The sequence below is a fragment of the Aeromonas sp. R4-1 genome (assembly GCF_040908325.1).
In the GTDB taxonomy this organism is placed as follows: domain Bacteria; phylum Pseudomonadota; class Gammaproteobacteria; order Enterobacterales; family Aeromonadaceae; genus Aeromonas; species Aeromonas veronii.
The window spans coordinates 41,145-60,830 of sequence record NZ_JBFODM010000067.1 but is presented as its reverse complement, the minus strand read 5'-3'; the positions used below and the strand labels follow the sequence as shown (position 1 = coordinate 60,830).

Here is a 19,686-nt window from a genome sequence, read left to right as displayed (position 1 = left end):
CTGAGCCATGATCAAACTCTTCAATTTAAGTTTGGTTGCTTCGAAAAGCGGCTCAATGAATTGCTGAAATAAACTGTTCGACTTCTTATTGCTAAGAAATCGTCTTGGTCACTTCACCAGACATTGAAAATCAAAAATTGTTTTTGATGTTCGATGCTGTGAGTGCCCACACAGATTGCTTGATTCAAATTGTTAAAGAACGTCACGCTTATCGCGCTGAGGAGGCGCATATTACGCTTCTCACTTCGAAAGTCAAGCGATTGTTTTCGCTTTTCTTTCGGCGCCCACTTCGCTAGGAAGCTGGCTCATCAGTTCGGCGTGTTCCACCGTGCTGGTAGGGGCGCATTATAGGGAGCGGCGCCGGGATGACAAGAGGAAAACTGCAAAAAATGGCACTTTTTACAGTTTTTCGGTTCAACCGTTGCTTTATTAAACAAAAGCCCCGCATCGGCAGGGCTGTTTCGGGCAAAAAACCCTGAATTCACATCACACTGCTACCTTTTTGACCAGAATTCGCGGGCAAAGCTGCGCACCTTTTCCCAATCGGTAAACTCAATGTCCTTACTAGTGTCAGTACTGCCACCGGTAATCTTCATGATCAGCTGGATGATGCGAGTCTGCCACCAGTTATAGCGGGAGTACTGCAGCGCGCCGGCAAACACCCCCAGAGTTTTCGGCTTCCAGGGGGAGAGGCGCAGAAACTTCTTCATATAGGCATTGGTTTGCGGCGTCTGCTTCTCTGGCTTGCGGGCCGTCAGGTTGACACAGAAGAAGGCCGCATTGGCCACCTCCAGCTGCTCCTGATGAGCATGAATAAAGCTGAACAGGCTGGGGTGGAAGTTGCCATAACGAATGGAGGCGCCGATCAAGACCTTGGCATACTTGCTGAGGTTGCACATCGGCAAGGTGTGCAGGTCGTGCATCACCACTTCGCATCCCGGCATCTGCTCCAGCATGACATCGACTATTTTGCGGGTTTGGCCATCCCGAGAGGAATAAAGCACCAGAATCTTGTCCATAACAACCTCAACTACGCCAGAATGCAGGAGTAAACAGTACCAGAAGCGTGAAAATTTCCAATCGGCCAAACAACATAGCCAACACCAGTACCCACTGGGCCGCTGGCGAGATATTGCCGAAGTTGGCTGATACCTCTCCCAAACCCGGGCCTACGTTGGTGAAAGCCGCAGCCACAGCGGTGAATGCGGTCACTTCGTTCAGCCCCGTCATCAGCAACAGCAGCATGAACATAAAGAAGAGAATAATATAGGTGGCGAAGTAGCCCCACACCGCCTCGACGATGCGCTCGGGCACCGCCCTATTCCCCAGCTTCAAGGTATAGATGGCTCTGGGGTGAACCAACCGCTTCAACTCGCGCATCCCCTGCATGAACAGGATCATGAAACGCATCACCTTGATGCCGCCGCCAGTACTGCCCGCACAACAGCCAATAAATGCTGAGAACATCAGCAGCATGGGCAGGAACGAGGGCCAGTCGGCATAGGTCGTGGTGCTATAGCCGGTGGTAGTACCCAGAGAGACCGCCTGGAAAAGGCCATGGTTGAGCGCCTCTTGCCAGGTGGCGTAGTGTCCGTGGGTCAGCAAGGCGACAAAGCAGATCATCACCAGGGTCGCCTGAATGGCCAGGAACACCTTGAGCTCCGAATCATAGAGGTAGCGCCCGAGCCGAACCGGGCGGTGAGAGAAGACGGTAAAGTGGATCGCAAAGTTCACGCTGGCCAGCAGCAGGAACACCACGGTAATCAGGTTGATGACCGGACTGTTGAAGAAACCGATGCTGGCATCGTGAGTGGAGAAGCCACCGACCGACAGAGTCGAGAACGAATGGCACACGGCATCGAACAGCGTCATTCCGGCGAGCCAGTAGGCCAGCGCACAGAGTGCGGTGAGCAGCAGATAGATGAACCAGAGCGCCTTGGCCGTTTCGGCGATGCGCGGCGTCACCTTGGTATCCTTCACCGGCCCCGGGATCTCGGCGCGATAGAGCTGCATGCCCCCGATACCCAGCAGTGGCAGAATGGCCACCGCCAGTACGATGATCCCCATCCCCCCCAGCCACTGCAGCAACTGGCGATAGAACAGAAACGCCTTGGGCAGATTATCGAGCCCGGTCAGTACCGTTGCGCCTGTGGTGGTCAGGCCGGAAAAAGATTCGAAGAAGGCCTCCGAAACCGACATATCCGGCACGTCGCTCATGATGAAGGGCACTGCCCCCACACTGCCCAGCACGGTCCAGAACAGCACCACAATCAGAAAGCCCTCTTTCGAGCGCATCTCCTTCTTGTGATAGCGATTGGGAAACCAGAGCACCACGCCGAGCAGCAGGGCGATCAGAAAAGAGCTGACGAACTCGGCACCACCACCATCCCGATAGCCAAAGGCCACCAGTGCAGGCAACAGCATGGTCGAGCTGAACAGCGCAACCAGCAGGCCAACAATGCGAATAATGCTCAAGATGTGCATTACAGCTCCCTTTCCCCAATTAAAGAGCGATGGATTCTAGCCATCTAAGGGACTGAGGGATACCCGCCCATGAGTCCGGTCGGTCAATTCACGGTCCACCTGAGCCCAAACCGAGGACTCCCACGCCACCTGCAAGGTGACCTGCTGACCGTAATCCGCCGCCAGCAATTCGCCATTATGGCTGCTGATCAGCGACTCGACCGTCCCCATGTCACCGTAATCGCAGTGAATGAGAGAGGGTGTGCGCGGCACCTTGAGCAGAGTGGGCAGCTGCTTGAGGGCGTCACCGACACCGCCCCCATAGGCTTTGACCAGTCCACCGGTACCAAGCTGGATGCCGCCGTAGTAACGCACCACCACGGCACAGATTTCACCGATCCCCGAGCCCATCAACTGGGCCAGGATCGGCTTGCCCGCGGTACCGGAAGGTTCGCCGTCATCGCTGAAGCCATAAACCTGACTATCTTGCGGCGCGCCCGCCACAAAGGCCCAGCAGTGATGGCGCGCGGCCGGATGTTGGCGCTTGATCTCGTTGACCCACTCCTTGGCCGCCTCGACGGTCGGGGTGTGGGCGATCAGGGTAATGAAGCGACTCTTCTTGATCTCTTCGCTGATCTCCAATGAAGCGGCCGGAATGGAGTACGCTGCCGCCATCAGAGCCCTGCTTGTCTGGTCATGTTCTCCACCCCGTTGGCGTGCAGCACCACGTTGTCTTCGATGCGGATGCCACCAAATGGTCGCAGCGCCTCCACCTTGTTCCAGTTGACCCGTTTACCCTGTTCGCCCTGACGCAGCGGCTCCAGCAAACTGTCGATGAAGTAGAGCCCCGGCTCGATGGTGAACACCTGACCCACCTCCATCACCCGGGTGCAGCGCAGATAGGGGAACAGCTCGGGCGCCGCCAGATGGGTGCCGCGCTCATCCTGCATGAAACCGCCCGCATCGTGCACCTGCAAACCGAGGAAGTGGCCGAGGCCGTGAGGGAAGAAGACGTTGGTCACCCCGGTGTTGATCATCTCGTCTACCGACATATCCACCAGCTCGGTCGCTTGCAGCAGGCGCGCCAGCTTGTGATGCATCAGCAGGTGCAGCTCGCTGTAGCGACGACCCGGTTTGATCTCCTTGATGATCTCCTGCTGCTGCTCGTCGAGTGCTGCAATCAGGTCGGCAAACTCGCCGCGGCGCCACGCCCAGGTGCGGGTGATGTCGGAGGCATAACCGTGGAAATCGACACCAGCATCGATCAGGAAGGAGTGGCGCTCCGCATCCGGCACCCGCAAGGCAGACAAATGGGTGTAGTGAAGGATGGCCGCGTTGCGGTTGATGGCGACGATATTGCCGTAGGGCGCCTCATTGGCCCCCTGCCCGACCGCCTTCATGTAGGCTAGATTAATCTCGAACTCGCTCGCCCCCGCCATAAAGGAGTCCTTGGCGGCGATATGGCCGCGTACCCCAATCCGGTTCGCCTCGCGCAGACACTCCAGCTCGTAGGGTGTCTTGTAGGCGCGGTGATAGTGCAGGTAGTTGAGCACCGCCTCCGGATTGGGCTGGGTCAGCCCCAGCAGTTCAGCCACTTCCAGATGACCGCCCAAATAGGCCCACTCCTGCTTGTTGGCAGGTAGATGGTCGGCCACCTGTTCCGGCCGGGTCAGGAAACGGATATCGAAGAACTCGACCCAGAAGGCATTGGGCAGATCCGCGACTTTGTGCCAGAAATCCACCGGGCGGTAGAACAGCAGGATTGGTTTGTTCACCCCGTCCACCAGCAGCCAGCAGTGGGGATTGTCCAGCACCGGCAACCAGGCCTTGAAGTGGGGGTTTACCTTGAACGGGTAATCCTGATCATCGAGGAAGATGCGGTGGGTCTGGCCGGAGTGGATGGCCAGTCCGCTGAGCCCCTGTTGTTGCAGAATGTCGCGGGTGCGCTGCTGCAAGGTATCGAGGTGCTGGGCTAAAAGTTGGCTGTAGCTGCTCATGGCGTCCTGCTCCGAGGTGAATGTGATTGCAGCATAACATCAAGCGCTTGGCGGCTCGACCCGTCAAGCTGCCGCTTCGTGAGGTAACGCATACGTTACAAACGTGTTTGTTATCAACACAAAACCAATCATTAACAAATCAAAAACAATTCAATACACTGCCGGTAGATACATGAAGTCAGGGATTACTCATGGACAACCTCTGCCTGTGGCAACCGGATCCGCTCGGGATGCAGCAATCCAACCTCTACCGTTTTATGGCGGAGGTGAACCGTTTCCACGGCTTGCAGTTGCAGAACTACCCGCAGCTTTATCAATGGTCGGTGGAGAAGACCACCCGTTTCTGGCCGCTGGTATGGCAGCACTGCGGCGTCAAGGGCGAGCTCGGCAACATAGTGGCGGAGAACCGTCAGGATATGCAGCGCACCCGCTGGTTCCCCGACAGCCGCCTCAACTTCGCCGAAAACCTGCTACGCCGCCAGGACGAGAGCCCGGCCATCATCTCCCGCATCGAAGGGAGCCCAAGCCGTCCCCTGAGCTGGCGTGAGCTGGGGGAACAGGTTGCCCGGCTGGCTCAATGGCTGCGCAATCAGGGGATTGGTCGTGGCGATGTGGTTGCCGCCTATCTGCCCAATATCCCGGAAACCGTGGTAGCCATGCTGGCAACCACCAGCCTCGGGGCGATCTGGACTTCCACCAGCCCCGACTTTGGCGAGGCCAGCGTGGTAGAGCGCTTCGGCCAGACCCAACCACGAGTGCTGTTTGCGGTGGATGGCTATCGCTACAACGGCAAAGCTATCGACATTCAACAGAAGGTCGCCAGCGTGGTGAGCCAGATCGGCAGCATAGAGCAGACGGTGATGATCCCGCTGCTCGGCAACCCGCTACTGCTTGGCCACGACTGGCAACAACTGCTGGCGAGCCAGCCGGACGCTGGCCTCCAGTTCGAGCCGATGGCTTTCAACGATCCGCTCTATATCCTCTACTCCTCCGGCACCACCGGCAAACCCAAGTGCATCGTGCACGGCATCGGCGGTACCCTGCTGCAACATCTGAAAGAGCACCAACTGCACTGCGACATCAAGCCGGGGGAGCGGATCTTCTATTTCACCACCTGTGGCTGGATGATGTGGAACTGGCTGGTAAGCGCCCTCGCCTCCGGCGCCACCCTGGTGCTCTACGACGGCTCGCCGTTTTACCCGGATGGCAACGTGCTGTGGGATCTCGCCCGCGACGAGCAGGTCAGCTTGTTCGGCACTTCGGCCAAGTATCTCGATGCGCTGCACAAGCAGGGTTATGCCCCCATCAACAGTCACGATTTGCCGCACTTGCGGCTGATCTGCAGCACCGGCTCTGTGCTGTCGCCGGAGGGGTTCGACTACGTCTATCAGCAGATAAAGCAGGATGTGCAGCTCAGCTCCATCTCCGGTGGCACCGACATCTGCTCCTGCTTCGTCATCGGCAATCCGCTCAGCCCGGTCTATCGTGGCGAAAGTCAGGGTCGTGGCCTCGGTCTCGCGGTGCAGGTATTCAACGAAGCGGGTCAGCCGGTGCAGGGGGAGAAGGGCGAACTGGTCTGCACCAAGCCGTTCCCGGCCCAGCCCATCTACTTCTGGGGCGACGAGAATGGCGACAAGTACCATGCCGCCTACTTCGAACGGTTCGACAACATCTGGTGCCACGGCGACTGGATCGAGCTGACCCCGACCGGCGGCATTCTGTTCTACGGCCGCTCCGACGCCACCCTCAACCCGGGGGGCGTGCGCATCGGCACCAGCGAGATCTATCGCTACGTCGAACAGCTCGACGAAGTGGAAGAGAGCATCGTCATCGGCCAGCAGTGGCAGCAGGACGAGCGGGTGGTGCTGTTCGTCAAGCTCAAGACGGGCTGCAAGCTGGATGAGCCGCTGCGCGAGCGGATCCGTCAGCAAATAAAGCAGCACTGCACCGCCCGCCACGTGCCCGCCCGCATCCTGCAGGTGGATGCCATCCCCCGCACCAAGTCCGGCAAGATCGTCGAACTGGCGGTGCGCGAAGTGGTACACAACCGGCCGGTCAACAACACCCATGCCCTCGCCGATCCCGAGGTGCTGAACCAGTATCGCAACCGGCCTGAACTGGTCAGTTGATAACAAACTCATATTCATCCGAGGCGCCGCAAGGCGCCTCTCTTTTGCCCATTCTGTGATGAAGAGCTTTTACTCGAGCCATGTTAAACAAATGTTTTAAATAGGTGTTGAAAATGTCTCCTTTTGGATCAATAGTGAGCCTCGCCCCCTGCTGGGGATTAAGGAGCACCACTCCCCACTGAGTGGGAACAAGGAGACACTCTCATGATCTACCAAGGCGAAACCCTGTCGGTCAGCTACCTCGAAAACGGCATTGCCGAGCTGAGGTTTGATGCCCCGGGTTCAGTCAACAAGCTGGATCGCGCTACCCTGCTCTCCCTGAGCGAAGCGATCGCCGCATTACAACAAGAACGTGAACTAAAAGGTCTGATCCTCACCTCCGGCAAAGACGCCTTTATCGTTGGTGCCGACATTACCGAATTCCTGGAACTGTTCGATCTGCCGCAAGAAGATCTGCTCGGCTGGCTGAAAAAGGCCAACGACATCTTCAACGCCATCGAAGATTTGCCAGTCCCGACCCTCTCCGCCATCAAGGGACACGCTCTGGGCGGCGGCTGCGAGACCATTCTCTCCACCGACTTCCGTCTGGCTGACACCAGCGCCAAGATTGGCTTGCCCGAGACCAAACTCGGCATCATGCCGGGCTTTGGCGGCACTGTCCGTCTGCCGCGGGTGATCGGCGCTGACAACGCGCTTGAGTGGATCACCACCGGTAAGGATTACCGTGCCGATGACGCCCTCAAGGTGGGCGCCATCGACGCCGTGGTCGCCCCGGATGCACTGCAGAGCGCTGCGCTGCAGATGATCAAGGACGCCATAGCGGGCAAGCTGGACTGGCAGAGCCGTCGCGCAGCCAAGAAAGCGCCGCTGCGCCTCTCCAAACTGGAAGCCATGATGAGCTTCACCACCGCCGCCGGCATGGTTGCCGCCGTGGCGGGCAAACACTATCCAGCACCGATGACTGCGGTGAAAACCGTCGAAGCCGCCGCAGGTATGGGCCGTGACGAGGCGCTGGTCGTTGAAGCACAGGGCTTTATCAAGCTGGCCAAAACCGACGTGGCCAAGGCACTGGTCGGTATCTTCCTGAATGATCAGCACATCAAGGCGCTGGCCAAGAAGGCTGCCAAACAGGCGAGCAAGGCTACTGGCCACGCCGCCGTACTGGGTGCCGGCATCATGGGTGGCGGCATCGCCTACCAGTCTGCCAGCAAGGGCATTCCGGCGGTGATGAAGGATATCAACGAGAAGGCGCTGGCACTTGGCATGGGCGAAGCCACCAAGCTGCTCAACGGCCAGCTCGAAAAGGGCCGCATCGATGGCATCAAGATGGGCCAGGTGCTCTCTGCCATCACTCCGACCCTCAGCTATGACAACGTCAAGCATGTGGACGTCGTGGTCGAAGCCGTGGTCGAGAATCCCAAGGTGAAAGCCGCCGTACTGGGCGAAGTGGAAGGGATCATTGGCGAAGACGCAGTGCTCGCCAGCAACACCTCCACCATCCCAATCTCCCTGCTGGCCAAGGGGCTGAAGCGCCCGCAGAACTTCTGCGGTATGCACTTCTTCAACCCGGTGCACCGCATGCCACTGGTGGAGATCATCCGCGGCGAGCAAACCTCCGATGAAACCATCAACCGCGTGGTGGCCTATGCCGCCGCCATGGGCAAGTCCCCGGTGGTGGTCAACGACTGCCCGGGCTTCTTCGTCAACCGCGTGCTGTTCCCCTACTTCTTCGGCTTCAACAAACTGGTTGCCGATGGCGCCGACTTTGCCGCCGTCGACAAGGTAATGGAGAAGGAGTTTGGCTGGCCGATGGGCCCCGCCTATCTGCTGGATGTGGTCGGTATCGACACCGGTCACCATGCCGGCGACGTGATGGCGCAGGGTTTCCCGGCACGTATGAGCAAGGACGGTCGCACCGCCATCGACGTGATGTACGAGGTCAACCGCTTCGGTCAGAAGAACGGCAAGGGCTTCTACGCCTACGAGCAGGACAAGAAGGGCAAGCCGAAGAAGGTGGCCGACGCAGCTAGCTACGAGCTGCTGGCCCCCATCGCCAAGCCGAAACAGGATTTCGACAAGGAAGCCATCATCGCTCGCATGATGATCCCGATGATCAACGAGGTGGTGCTCTGTCTGGAAGAGGGCATTGTCGCCACGCCAGCCGAAGCCGACATCGCGCTGGTCTACGGTCTGGGCTTCCCTCCCTTCCGCGGCGGCGTGTTCCGCTATCTGGACACTATCGGTCTGGATCGCTACGTGGCCATGGCCGACCAGTATGCCGACTTGGGCCCGCTCTACCGCGTCAGCGACAAGCTGCGTGAAATGGCAGCCCAGGGCAAAACCTTCTACTGATTGCGGAAAGGAGATCCATTCATGAAAGACGTAGTCATTGTCGACTGTATCCGGACCCCGATGGGCCGGTCCAAGGGCGGCGCCTTCCGCAACGTGCGTGCAGAAGATCTGTCCGCGCACCTGATGAAATCCATCCTGCTGCGCAACCCCAACCTCGACCCGAACGAGATCGAGGATATCTACTGGGGCTGCGTGCAGCAGACCCTGGAGCAGGGCTTCAACATCGCCCGCAACGCCGCGCTGCTGGCCGGCATTCCGAAGCAGGTGGGGGCGGTCACCGTCAACCGCCTGTGCGGCTCCTCCATGCAGGCGCTGCACGATGCCTCTCGCGCCATTCAGGTGGGTGATGGGGATATCTTCATCATCGGCGGCGTCGAGCACATGGGTCACGTGCCGATGAGCCACGGCGTTGACTTCCACCCCGGCATGGCCAAGTCGGTGGCGAAAGCCTCCGGCATGATGGGGTTGACCGCCGAGATGCTCGGCAAGCTGCACGGCATCAGCCGCCAGCAGCAGGACGAGTTTGCCGCCCGCTCCCATCGCCGCGCCCACGCGGCAACCGTGGAAGGGCGCTTTGCCAAGGAGATCGTCGGGCTGGAAGGCCATGACGCCAGCGGCGCCCGCTTCTTCTACGACTACGACGAGGTGATCCGCCCGGAGACCACGGTAGAAACCCTGAGCCAGCTGCGCCCGGTGTTTGACCCGGTCAACGGCACCGTCACCGCCGGCAGCTCCTCGGCCCTGTCCGATGGCGCCGCCGCCATGCTGGTGATGAGCGCGGATCGCGCCAAGGCCCTCGGCCTCACGCCGCGCGCCAAGGTTCGTGCCATGGCCATCGCCGGCTGCGACGCCGCCATCATGGGTTACGGCCCGGTGCCGGCGACCCAGAAGGCGCTCAAACGGGCCGGTCTGACTGTCGGTGATATCGACCTGTTCGAGCTGAACGAGGCGTTTGCCGCCCAGTCCCTGCCCTGCGTGAAGGATCTGGGTCTGCAGGATCAGGTGGACGAGAAGGTGAACCTGAACGGTGGCGCCATTGCGTTGGGTCACCCCCTTGGCTGCTCCGGCGCCCGCATCTCCACCACCCTCATCAATCTGATGGAGGAGAAGGATGCCACCCTGGGGGTTGCCACCATGTGTATCGGTCTGGGCCAGGGCATCGCCACCGTGTTTGAACGGGTGTGATAACCAGCCGGATCGACGGGATGCACTACTGAGAGTTGTCCCTTTTCGGGGCCAGTCTGACTGGCCCCTTTTCAAGTCTGTGACGATCGCCACACGGGGTGCTCGTCAGTGGTCAGAAGCTGTCTGTTGGCCGTCCCGTTTGGGTCGGCCTTTTTTCGTTTTAACCTTATCAATAGGCTGTTATTGCCTTAAACCTCACATTAGATAGGGGGCTTGCTTGCTTTTTACTCCCCCGACAGGTTCAATCTGCACAAAAAAATGGGTGGATGCACATACATATGTCAATGAGCAAACAACTGCTGATCGTCGATGACGACCAAGAGATCCGCGAGCTGCTCAATGAGTACCTGACCCGGGCGGGCTTTCAGGTATTGACGGCGGCGGAGGGCAACGAGATGCGCCAGCAACTCGCCCAGCACAGCCCGGACCTGATTATTCTGGACATCATGATGCCCGGCGAGGACGGTTTTACCCTCTGCCAGCAGATCCGTCGTGACTCCCAGGTGCCCATCATCATGCTGACCGCCGCCTCCGACGAAGCGGATCGGGTGATCGGCCTGGAACTCGGCGCCGACGACTATATCGCCAAGCCGTTCAGCCCCCGCGAACTGCAGGCCCGCATCAAGGCGCTGCTGCGCCGCGCCGAATTCCGCCAGCCGGAAAAAGAGAAAGAGCCGAGCCGCCGTCTGCGTTTTGCCGAGTGGACCCTCGACACCCTGAGCCACCAGCTGACCCATGACGATGGCAGCCTGCTGGATCTCTCCGGCAGCGACGCCATGCTGCTCGGCATGTTCCTGCAACAGCCCGGCGTGGTGCTGGATCGGGACACCATCTCGGATGCCACCCGCGGCCGCGAAAGCCTGCCGATGGAGCGCGGTATCGACGTACAGATCAGCCGTCTGCGCCAGAAGCTGGGTGACAACGGCAAGAGCCCGCGCATCATCAAAACCATTCGCGGCAGTGGCTACATGCTGATTGCCGAGGTGCACGAGCTGCCATGAGCAACAAGTGGTCCTGGGGGGCGCTGGTGCCCCGCTCCCTGTTGTCACGGATGATCCTGCTGCTGTTGCTGGCCATCCTGCTCTCCCAGACCATTCTGACCGGCATCTGGATGCAGCAGATCCAGAAGCGGGAACTGGAGGGGATGCTCAGCACCACCCGCAACCTCGCCATGTCTGCCGCTTCCACCGTCAACTTCTTCAAATCCCTGCCGCTGCAGTATCGCCATATCGCGCTGGACCAGTTGCGCAACATGGGAGGCAGCCGCTTCTTCGTCTCGCTCAACGAAGAGGAGATCCACATCAACGCCATCCCCGACAGCGAACGCAAGACGCAGGTGCTGGAGGAGGTTCAGGGAGTGCTGACCCGCAAGCTCTCCGACGCCATGGCGATCAAGGTGGACTTCTCCCGACCCGATGACCTCCACGTCTTCAATAACGACACCCTGCTGGCGGATCTCCCCTCCTCCTGGGCCCGCTACACCCTGTCGCTGGAGCCGCTCAATCCGCCGGTGCTGGTGACCCAGATCGAGATTGAAAAGGGGGAGTGGCTCTATCTGGCGGCCCTGCTGCCCGCCCCCTACATGACCCTCGACGATACCGTGATGCCGAGCAACCAGGTGCGTTTCATCGCCCTGATGACGGTGTTCCTCTGCTTCTTCACCTTTATGCTGGTGCGCTGGCAGACCCGCCCGCTGCGCCGTCTCGCCAAGGCGGCGGTGAATCTCGGCAAGGATATCGATCAGCCTTCGCTCAAAGAGGAAGGAGCGTCGGAAATCGTGGCGGCGACCCGCGCCTTCAACATCATGCAGCACCGCATCCGTCGCTATATCGATGATAGAGAGCGACTGTTCAGCTCCATCTCCCACGACCTCAAGACCCCCATCACCCGGCTGCGGCTGCGGGTCGAACTGCTCGATGACGAGGTACAGATCGCCAAGTTCAACAAGGATCTCGACGAGCTGGAGCTGATGGTGAAAGGGGCGCTGCAGACGGTCAAAGAGACCGACATTCACGAAAATATCGAGGAGATCGACATCAACGCCCTGCTGGAGCAGATGGCGGAGTCGATGAACCTGCACGACGAGCGGCTGACCATCGAAGGCCACTGCAAGTGGCCCTATCGCGGCAAGCTGCTGGCGCTCAAGCGCTGCATCGGCAATCTGGTGGACAACGGCATCAAGTACGGCCAGAAGGTGCGCATCATCATCATGGATGACGAGGAGATGCTGATCCTCTTCATCATGGATGAGGGCCCCGGCCTGCCGGACGATCAGTTCGAGCGCATTTTCGAACCCTATTACCGGCTCAGCACCGATCAGGCCGGCACCGGCCTCGGCCTTGGCATCGCCCGCAACATTGCCCACGCCCACGGTGGCGATCTGGTGCTGGAAAATCGTCCGCAAGGTGGCCTGCAGGCCACGCTCTCCCTACCAAGGCAGTAACCTTATGAAGTGGTTGTCTTTTTCTGTCATCGCCCTGCTCTCTGCTCCCGTTGCCGCCTCCCAGGTGGAAGTGCTGCACTGGTGGACGTCCGGCGGCGAAGCGAAAGCGGTCGAAGTGCTCAAATCCGAGTGGACCAAACAGGGCAACCAGTGGAACGACTTCGCGGTACAGGGTGGCGGCGGCAAGAGTGCCATGACGGTATTGAAGAGTCGGGCACTGGCGGCCAACCCGCCCGAAGCGGCCCACCTCAAGGGCTATGAGCTCAAGGAGTGGGCCGGGCTTGGCTTTTTGCGCGATCTCAGCCCGATGGCCGAACACCTCGGCTGGTACAGTCAGATGCCACCCATGGTGCGTGCCACCCTCAGCCAGAATGGCGCCCTGATGGCGGTGCCCACCGGCATCCACCGGGTCAACTGGTTGTGGCTCAACCGCAAAGTGTTCGAGCAGCAAAAGCTGACTCCGCCCACCGACTGGGCCCAGTTTGTTACCGTCGCCGACCAGCTTAAAAAACGGGGCATCACCCCGCTCGCCATCGGCAACGAGCCCTGGCAGCTGGCGGTACTGTTTGAAACGGTGGCGCTCGGTGAGGGCGGAAAAGAATTCTATCGCAAGGCGTTCCTCGAGCAGGACAGCGCTACCCTGACCGGCCCCGACATAGTTCGGGTGTTGACCCGTTTCCAGCAGCTGCGCGCCTATGTGCCGCAAAAATACGCCGGACTGAAGTGGCATCAGGCCACCAATCTGCTGGAGAGCGGTGGCGCCGCCATGCAGGTGATGGGGGACTGGGTGAAAGGGGAGCTGAGCGCCGGTAACTACCGGCCGGGTGAGGATATCGCCTGTCTGCCGAGCCCGGGCAGCGCCGGACTGTTCAGCTACAACCTCGACTCCATCGCCATGTTCAAACAGCGGGATCCGGCCCAACTGCAGGCGCAGGGGGATCTTGCACAACTGCTGATGACGCCGAAATTCCAGGAGGAGTTCAATCGGGTGAAGGGGTCGATCCCGGCGCTGACCAACCCCGACATGAGCAAGTTCGACCGCTGCGCCGTCCGCTCCTATCAGGACTTCCTGCTGGCGGAAAAGCAGGACAACCTGCTGCCCAGCATGGCGGAAGGGATGGCGACGCCGACCAATATGCGGCAGGCAATCCTCGATGTGCTGAGCAACTTCTTCAACGATCCCAAGGCCAACCCGGAGCAGACGGCGCTGCATCTGGAGCGGGCGATGCGCTCGACCCGCTGATCCGGGCACATTGCCAAACGGCAGAAATGACAAAGGCGGAATTGCTCCGCCTTTGTTGTTGAATCGTCATCCGATTCAGGATTGATCGTTCTCGTCCTCATCCTCGTCATAGTAATCGCTGAGCTCGATCCAGAGCCCCAACCCGACCATCACCATGGAGCCGAACCAGGTACCGGTATTCCCGATAGGGCTACCCATCACTATCATGGCGAAGGACAAGAACCCCATGCCTGCATAGGCTTGTAATCTGCCGTAGGAGACCTGCATATTCACCTCCTTGTTGAATATGGTTCAATTTTTATATTACTCGTCCGGCGCAAGCTGGATAGGGCCGAATAACATTTTGGTTACATATGCTGGTTGATGGGGCGTTTGTTTGATTATTTTTTAGCCCTGAGTATCATTGGCAGCCGAATAGGTTGAAGGTTGATAATAGATGAGTGATTTATTCTGCGGCGCAACTCACGAGTTGGACGCAATCGGGCTTCGTTGCCCGGAACCCGTTATGATGGTTCGCAAGAAAGTGCGGCTGATGGCGGATGGCGAGACCCTGCTGGTCAGCGCCGACGATCCCTCAACCACTCGCGACATCCCCAGTTTCTGCCGCTTTATGGATCACACCCTGGTCGCCAGCGAGACAGAGCAGGCCCCCTACCGCTACCTGATCCGCAAGGGTCAATAAGCCCCCGTACCGGAGCACTCCATGACAACCATTACCCGAATCGGCACCACCCAGCGTTGGTCAGACGTGGTCATCCACAATGGCACCCTCTACGTGGTGGAAGTGCCCGTCAGCGAAGAGGCCGACATCCACCAGCAGACCCGCGAAGTGCTGGCAAGCCTGCAGCGCCTGCTGGAAGCCAACGGCTCCGGCGTAGACAAGATCCTGATGGCCAATATCTATCTCAAAGACATTGGTGACATCGCGGCCTTCAACGAGCAGTGGGATGCCTGGATTCCGGCAGGCACCGCCCCCGTGCGCGCCTGTGTACAAGCCCGCCTCGCCCACGAAGGCTACAAGGTCGAAGTACAGCTGACTGCCGCTGTCTAAGAGGCGCTTATCCCCGCCCCCTCTCCCACAAGGGAAAATGGAGCAAACAACAAGGCGTCATTGCTCGCCACGGCGCCAATAGAAAGGCCCCGCCATTACTGGCGGGGCCTTTTCGTTACCAAGACCTGAGCGACTTAAGCGGTCGGGGTCAGGGTAATGGTCACGCGACGGTTCTGGGCTTTGCCAGCGGCGGTGCTGTTGGTAGCAACCGGCTGATCCGGGCCCACGCCGGTGGTGGAGATGCGGCTACCTGCTACGCCCTGACCAATCAGCTGGGCGGCAACGGCATCGGCACGATCGCGGGAGAGCTTCATGTTCAGATCGCGGGAACCTGTGCTGTCGGTGTGACCGACCACGTTCAGGCGGGTCTTGTCGAACTCGGCAACGACCATGGCGACACCGGAGAGGGTGTTGGCACCGGCCGCTTTCAGCTGGGAGCTGGAGCTGTCGAAGGTGACGTTGTTCGGCATGTTGAGGATCAGCTCATTGCCATTGCGGGTCACGCTGACGCCGGTGCCCTGCAGTTTCTCGCGCAGCTTGGCTTCCTGCACGTCCATGTAGTAGCCGATACCGCCACCCAGCGCCGCGCCAGCAGCAACGCCGGTCAGGATGCCCTTCTTGCGGTCACCCTTGCTGGAGGAGAGCGCACCTACGGCCGCACCGGCAGCGGCGCCAGCCAGCGCGCCCCAGGCACCTTTGGAGGTCTGGGATTCACCTGTGTAGGGGTTGGTGGTACAGCCGCTCAGGGCAACGGTCAGTGCCAGAGCTGGCACCAGGATCTTTGCTCGCATGAAAAAACCTCTGTGAAAACAATCCGGCACCATGCCGGGGGCCGGATTGTAACGCGCTGGCACGCCATTGTCTGACGCAAGCCTGAACAGATGGCGAGAGTGGTGTTTTTTTGGCCAATCGGCGGGCTGTCAGCGCGGTAACTGACACTCGGCGTGGCAAGGACAGCTGACCAGATGATCGTTCACCATCCCCACCGCCTGCATAAAGGCGTAACAGATGGTGCTGCCGACGAAGTTGAAGCCGAGCTTCTTGAGCGCTTTCGACATGGCATCCGACTCCGGCGAGGTCGCCGGAATATCGCCGTTGCCCTGCCGCTGGTTGACGATGGGGGCGCCGCCCACAAAGCCCCACAGGTAGTCGGCGAAGTCGATCCCCTGCTCCTGCAACGCCAGATAAGCGCGGGCATTTCTGATGATCGACTGCACCTTGAGCCGGTTGCGGATGATGCCGCTGTCCTGCATCAGCCGCTCTACATCCTGCTCGTCGAACCGGGCAATCTGCACCGGATCAAAGTCCGCATAGGCGCGGTAATAGCTATCGGTGCGCTTGAGGATGGTGATCCACGACAGCCCCGCCTGCTGGCCGTCGAGGCAGAGCTTGGCAAACAGCTCGCGCGAGTCATAGACCGGCCTGCCCCACTGTTTGTCATGGTATTCAATGTATTCCGGGTCTTTGGTCACCCAGGCGCAGCGCAGTTCCATTTCCTCTCCCTCGTTATTTCAGCGGTTTGCCCGACCCTGCCCACTCTGCAGGCGGCACTGCTCACATCATATACCGGACATCCCGCCCGACCAGCCAGGGCGCAGCACCATCCCGCGAATCCGCTGCAATTTCGCCTATTATCCGACCATGCCAGACGGTATACTCCCTCGGTTCACATTCAGCAAATCTTGCTCTGATTTTCACTTCGCGCGAAAAAAATTATGCAAAAATTCGATGTCAAAACCTTTCAGGGCCTGATCCTGCAGCTGCAGGACTATTGGTCCCGCCAGGGCTGTACCATCATTCAGCCGCTGGATATGGAAGTGGGTGCCGGTACTTCCCACCCCATGACCTGTCTGCGTGCCCTGGGCCCGGAGCCCATCGCCTGCGCTTACGTGCAACCGTCCCGCCGTCCGACTGACGGCCGCTACGGTGAAAACCCGAACCGCCTGCAGCACTACTACCAGTTCCAGGTGATCATCAAGCCTTCCCCCGACAACATTCAGGAACTCTATCTGGGCTCCCTGAAAGAGCTGGGCATGGACCCTGAAATCCACGACATCCGCTTCGTGGAAGACAACTGGGAAAACCCGACCCTGGGTGCCTGGGGTCTGGGTTGGGAAGTGTGGCTGAACGGCATGGAAGTGACCCAGTTCACCTACTTCCAGCAAGTTGGCGGCCTCGAGTGCAAGCCGGTCACCGGCGAGATCACCTACGGTCTCGAGCGTCTGGCCATGTACATTCAGGGCGTGGACAGCGTCTACGATCTGGTCTGGTCTGACGGCCCGCTGGGCAAGACCACCTACGGCGACGTGTTCCACCAGAACGAAGTGGAGCAATCCACCTACAACTTCGAACACGCCGATGTGGAGTTCCTGTTCCACTGCTTCGAGCAGTACGAGAAGGAAGCCCAGAATCTGCTGGCACTGGAAAAACCGCTGCCGCTGCCTGCCTACGAGCGCATCCTCAAAGCCGCTCACTCCTTCAACCTGCTGGATGCCCGCAAGGCCATCTCGGTCACCGAGCGTCAGCGCTACATCCTGCGCATTCGCACCCTGACCAAGGCCGTGGCAGAGGCATACTACGCCTCCCGCGAAGCGCTGGGCTTCCCTATGTGTCAGCGCAGTGAGAACAAGCAAGGTTAAGGAACGGACATGGCACAACATACATTTCTGGTAGAGATCGGTACTGCTGAGCTGCCGCCCAAAGCCCTGCGCTCCCTGGCCGAAGCCTTTGCCGACAACTTCAAAGCCGAACTGACCAAGGCCGATCTGGCCTTTGGCGACGTCGAGTGGTTTGCCTCACCGCGCCGTCTGGCGCTGAAGGTGAGCGAGCTGGCCGGCGAACAGCCGAGCAAGAGCGTCGAGAAGCGCGGCCCGGCCGTAGCGCAGGCGTTCGATGCCGAAGGCAAGCCGACCAAGGCTGCCGAAGGCTGGGCCCGTGGCAACGGCATCACAGTTGAGCAGGCCGAGCGTCTGGTCACCGACAAGGGCGAGTGGCTGGTTCACACCGCCAAGGTCGAAGGTCGTCCGGCCAAAGAATTGCTGGGCGAACTGGTCGCCTCCGCACTGGCCAAACTGCCGATCCCGAAAATGATGCGCTGGGGCGACAAGACCATCCAGTTCGTGCGTCCGGTCTTCACCGTGACCCTGCTGCTGGATGGCGAGCTGGTTCCCGCCCACATTCTGGGTATCGACTCTGCCCGCACCCTTCGCGGTCACCGCTTTATGGGCGAGAGCGAGTTCACCATCGACAACGCCAGCCAGTACCCGCAGATCCTGCAGGAGCGCGGCATGGTGATTGCCGACTTTATGGCGCGCAAGGCCAAGATCAAGGCTGACGTCGAAGCGGCCGCTGCCGCCTTCGGTGGCGTAGCCGATCTGGACGACGCCCTGCTGGAAGAAGTGACCGCACTGGTCGAGTGGCCGGTGGTGCTGACCGCCAACTTCGAAGAGAAGTTCCTGGCCGTGCCGGCTGAAGCGCTGGTGCACACCATGAAGGGTGACCAGAAGTACTTCCCGGTCTATGACAAGAACGGCAAGCTGCTGCCGAAGTTCATCTTCGTCACCAACATCGAGTCCAAAGACCCGAGCCAGATCATCAGCGGCAACGAGAAGGTGGTTCGCCCCCGTCTCTCTGACGCCGAGTTCTTCTTCAAGACCGACCTGAAGCAGACCCTGGCCTCCCGCCTGCCGCGCCTTGAAACCGTGCTGTTCCAGCAACAGCTGGGTACCGTCAAGGCCAAGGTCGAGCGTATCGAGACCGTTGCCGGCTTTATCGCCGAGCGTATCGGCGCCAACGTGGCTCAGGCCAAGCGTGCCGGTCTGCTCTCCAAGTGTGACCTGATGACCAACATGGTCGGCGAGTTCACCGACACCCAGGGTGTCATGGGGATGCACTACGCCCGTCACGATGGCGAAGACGAAGCGGTCGCTGTGGCCCTCAACGAGCAGTACATGCCGCGCTTTGCCGGCGATGCCCTGCCGTCCGGTCTGGTTGCCTGCGCCGTCGCGCTGGCCGACAAGTTCGACACCCTGGCCGGTATCTTCGGCATCGGCATGCTGCCGAAGGGTGACAAGGACCCGTTCGCCCTGCGTCGCGCCGCCATCGGTGCCCTGCGCATCATGACCGAGAAGCAGCTGGACTTGGATCTGGTTGAACTGGTTGAAGAAGCGGTACGCGTCTACGGCGACAAGCTGACCAACAAAACCGTCGTCACCGACGTGGTCGACTTTATGCTGGGCCGCTTCCGCGCCGCCTATCAGGACGAAGGCATCGGTGCCGATGTGGTGCTGGCCGTACTGGCCCGCCGCCCGACCCGTCCGCTCGACTTCGATCGTCGCGTCAAGGCCGTCAGCCACTTCCGCACCCTGGATGCCGCACTGGCACTGGCTGCCGCCAACAAGCGCGTGAGCAACATTCTGGCCAAGGTCGAAGGCGAATTGCCGACTGCCGTCAAACCGGAACTGCTGGTCGATGCCGCCGAGAAGGCGCTGGCCACCCAGGTTGCCGAACTGCAAGCCGAACTGGCCCCGCTGTTCGCCGCCGGTGACTATCAGGCTGCCCTCACCCGTCTGGCCGCCCTGCGCGAGCCGGTCGATACCTTCTTCAACGAAGTCATGGTGATGGCCGACGACGACGCCCTCAAGGCCAACCGTCTGGCACTGCTGAACAACCTGCGCAACCTGTTCCTGCAAGTCGCGGATATCTCCCTGCTGCAGTGATCTTGGTTGGGTAAGTGATATTAAAAGCGGCGCCGTAAGGCGCCGTTTTTTATGAATTGCCGACTACAGTATTATGAGAATTAAGGACTATCAAGTATTTCGTAT

At 59.9% G+C, this 19,686-nt stretch carries 17 protein-coding genes; 10 read left to right on the top strand and 7 right to left on the bottom strand.

Going from position 1 to position 19,686, the window contains the following annotated elements:
• Positions 1–494 precede the first annotated feature (494 nt).
• From hemG to pepQ, 4 genes are read right to left on the bottom strand one after another with little or no spacing between them, the layout of a single operon-like run.
• On the bottom strand, positions 495–1,019 hold the full coding sequence (hemG, locus tag AB5Y90_RS12145) for a menaquinone-dependent protoporphyrinogen IX dehydrogenase (protein ID WP_005339483.1): 525 nt from the start codon (positions 1,017–1,019) through the stop codon (positions 495–497).
• Between the two features lie 7 nt (positions 1,020–1,026).
• The gene (locus tag AB5Y90_RS12140; RefSeq protein ID WP_307895820.1) at positions 1,027–2,484 is read right to left on the bottom strand and encodes a TrkH family potassium uptake protein; all 1,458 of its coding nucleotides are present in this window, start codon (positions 2,482–2,484) and stop codon (positions 1,027–1,029) included.
• Between the two features lie 36 nt (positions 2,485–2,520).
• A complete protein-coding gene (locus AB5Y90_RS12135) occupies positions 2,521–3,138 on the bottom strand; it encodes an IMPACT family protein (RefSeq protein WP_307895821.1) in 618 nt (205 codons plus the stop codon).
• Complete coding sequence (gene pepQ, locus AB5Y90_RS12130; protein ID WP_307895822.1) at positions 3,138–4,460, bottom strand: Xaa-Pro dipeptidase; 1,323 nt, start codon at positions 4,458–4,460, stop codon at positions 3,138–3,140. The genes AB5Y90_RS12135 and pepQ overlap by 1 nt, the downstream gene beginning before the upstream one ends.
• Positions 4,461–4,651: 191 nt before the next feature.
• On the opposite strand from pepQ, the gene AB5Y90_RS12125 reads away from it, so the two are divergent.
• From AB5Y90_RS12125 to AB5Y90_RS12100, 6 genes are all read left to right on the top strand, one after another.
• A complete protein-coding gene (locus tag AB5Y90_RS12125; protein ID WP_307895823.1) occupies positions 4,652–6,589 on the top strand; it encodes an acetoacetate--CoA ligase in 1,938 nt (645 codons plus the stop codon).
• 204 nt (positions 6,590–6,793) lie between these two features.
• Positions 6,794–8,941, top strand: a complete 2,148-nt coding sequence (gene fadB / locus AB5Y90_RS12120; protein ID WP_307895824.1) for a fatty acid oxidation complex subunit alpha FadB — start codon at positions 6,794–6,796, stop codon at positions 8,939–8,941.
• Positions 8,942–10,126 (top strand): acetyl-CoA C-acyltransferase FadA, encoded by a 1,185-nt coding sequence (fadA, locus tag AB5Y90_RS12115; protein WP_201906638.1) that lies wholly within the window; start codon positions 8,942–8,944, stop codon positions 10,124–10,126. It abuts the gene before it with no gap.
• Positions 10,127–10,404: 278 nt separating this feature from the next.
• Entirely contained in the window at positions 10,405–11,127 is a 723-nt protein-coding gene (locus tag AB5Y90_RS12110; RefSeq protein ID WP_005339475.1) for a response regulator, read from the top strand.
• Complete coding sequence (locus AB5Y90_RS12105; protein ID WP_005357365.1) at positions 11,124–12,569, top strand: ATP-binding protein; 1,446 nt, start codon at positions 11,124–11,126, stop codon at positions 12,567–12,569. Before AB5Y90_RS12110 ends, AB5Y90_RS12105 begins: the two co-directional genes overlap by 4 nt.
• Positions 12,570–12,573: 4 nt before the next feature.
• On the top strand, positions 12,574–13,812 hold the full coding sequence (locus tag AB5Y90_RS12100; RefSeq protein ID WP_307895826.1) for an ABC transporter substrate-binding protein: 1,239 nt from the start codon (positions 12,574–12,576) through the stop codon (positions 13,810–13,812).
• A gap of 75 nt (positions 13,813–13,887) precedes the next feature.
• On the opposite strand, the gene AB5Y90_RS12095 is transcribed toward AB5Y90_RS12100, so the two are convergent.
• Positions 13,888–14,079, bottom strand: a complete 192-nt coding sequence (locus AB5Y90_RS12095) for a hypothetical protein (RefSeq protein ID WP_005339471.1) — start codon at positions 14,077–14,079, stop codon at positions 13,888–13,890.
• Positions 14,080–14,248: 169 nt separating this feature from the next.
• Between AB5Y90_RS12095 and tusA the strand changes: the two genes are divergently transcribed.
• A complete protein-coding gene (tusA, locus tag AB5Y90_RS12090; RefSeq protein WP_005339470.1) occupies positions 14,249–14,494 on the top strand; it encodes a sulfurtransferase TusA in 246 nt (81 codons plus the stop codon).
• Between the two features lie 21 nt (positions 14,495–14,515).
• Entirely contained in the window at positions 14,516–14,863 is a 348-nt protein-coding gene (locus AB5Y90_RS12085; protein ID WP_021229265.1) for a RidA family protein, read from the top strand.
• 134 nt (positions 14,864–14,997) lie between these two features.
• On the opposite strand, the gene AB5Y90_RS12080 is transcribed toward AB5Y90_RS12085, so the two are convergent.
• Positions 14,998–15,654, bottom strand: coding sequence for an OmpA family lipoprotein (locus AB5Y90_RS12080; protein WP_005339468.1), 657 nt, complete (start codon positions 15,652–15,654; stop codon positions 14,998–15,000).
• 129 nt (positions 15,655–15,783) lie between these two features.
• The gene (locus AB5Y90_RS12075) at positions 15,784–16,356 is read right to left on the bottom strand and encodes a DNA-3-methyladenine glycosylase I (protein ID WP_236297797.1); all 573 of its coding nucleotides are present in this window, start codon (positions 16,354–16,356) and stop codon (positions 15,784–15,786) included.
• 222 nt (positions 16,357–16,578) lie between these two features.
• On the opposite strand from AB5Y90_RS12075, the gene glyQ reads away from it, so the two are divergent.
• The gene (gene glyQ / locus AB5Y90_RS12070; protein ID WP_005339464.1) at positions 16,579–17,502 is read left to right on the top strand and encodes a glycine--tRNA ligase subunit alpha; all 924 of its coding nucleotides are present in this window, start codon (positions 16,579–16,581) and stop codon (positions 17,500–17,502) included.
• A gap of 9 nt (positions 17,503–17,511) precedes the next feature.
• Positions 17,512–19,581, top strand: a complete 2,070-nt coding sequence (gene glyS / locus AB5Y90_RS12065; protein WP_307895828.1) for a glycine--tRNA ligase subunit beta — start codon at positions 17,512–17,514, stop codon at positions 19,579–19,581.
• Positions 19,582–19,686: the final 105 nt, after the last annotated feature.

What these genes read in the sequence shown, in the direction of transcription:
- glyQ (WP_005339464.1), top strand. Translation starts at nt 16,579, where the DNA reads ATGCAAAAATTCGATGTCAAAACCTTTCAGGGCCTGATCCTGCAGCTG.
- AB5Y90_RS12095 (WP_005339471.1), bottom strand. Translation starts at nt 14,079, where the DNA reads ATGCAGGTCTCCTACGGCAGATTACAAGCCTATGCAGGCATGGGGTTC.
- AB5Y90_RS12135 (WP_307895821.1), bottom strand. Translation starts at nt 3,138, where the DNA reads ATGGCGGCAGCGTACTCCATTCCGGCCGCTTCATTGGAGATCAGCGAA.
- AB5Y90_RS12100 (WP_307895826.1), top strand. Translation starts at nt 12,574, where the DNA reads ATGAAGTGGTTGTCTTTTTCTGTCATCGCCCTGCTCTCTGCTCCCGTT.
- AB5Y90_RS12110 (WP_005339475.1), top strand. Translation starts at nt 10,405, where the DNA reads ATGTCAATGAGCAAACAACTGCTGATCGTCGATGACGACCAAGAGATC.
- hemG (WP_005339483.1), bottom strand. Translation starts at nt 1,019, where the DNA reads ATGGACAAGATTCTGGTGCTTTATTCCTCTCGGGATGGCCAAACCCGC.
- AB5Y90_RS12085 (WP_021229265.1), top strand. Translation starts at nt 14,516, where the DNA reads ATGACAACCATTACCCGAATCGGCACCACCCAGCGTTGGTCAGACGTG.
- fadB (WP_307895824.1), top strand. Translation starts at nt 6,794, where the DNA reads ATGATCTACCAAGGCGAAACCCTGTCGGTCAGCTACCTCGAAAACGGC.
- tusA (WP_005339470.1), top strand. Translation starts at nt 14,249, where the DNA reads ATGAGTGATTTATTCTGCGGCGCAACTCACGAGTTGGACGCAATCGGG.
- pepQ (WP_307895822.1), bottom strand. Translation starts at nt 4,460, where the DNA reads ATGAGCAGCTACAGCCAACTTTTAGCCCAGCACCTCGATACCTTGCAG.
- AB5Y90_RS12125 (WP_307895823.1), top strand. Translation starts at nt 4,652, where the DNA reads ATGGACAACCTCTGCCTGTGGCAACCGGATCCGCTCGGGATGCAGCAA.
- AB5Y90_RS12105 (WP_005357365.1), top strand. Translation starts at nt 11,124, where the DNA reads ATGAGCAACAAGTGGTCCTGGGGGGCGCTGGTGCCCCGCTCCCTGTTG.
- glyS (WP_307895828.1), top strand. Translation starts at nt 17,512, where the DNA reads ATGGCACAACATACATTTCTGGTAGAGATCGGTACTGCTGAGCTGCCG.
- AB5Y90_RS12075 (WP_236297797.1), bottom strand. Translation starts at nt 16,356, where the DNA reads ATGGAACTGCGCTGCGCCTGGGTGACCAAAGACCCGGAATACATTGAA.
- AB5Y90_RS12140 (WP_307895820.1), bottom strand. Translation starts at nt 2,484, where the DNA reads ATGCACATCTTGAGCATTATTCGCATTGTTGGCCTGCTGGTTGCGCTG.
- AB5Y90_RS12080 (WP_005339468.1), bottom strand. Translation starts at nt 15,654, where the DNA reads ATGCGAGCAAAGATCCTGGTGCCAGCTCTGGCACTGACCGTTGCCCTG.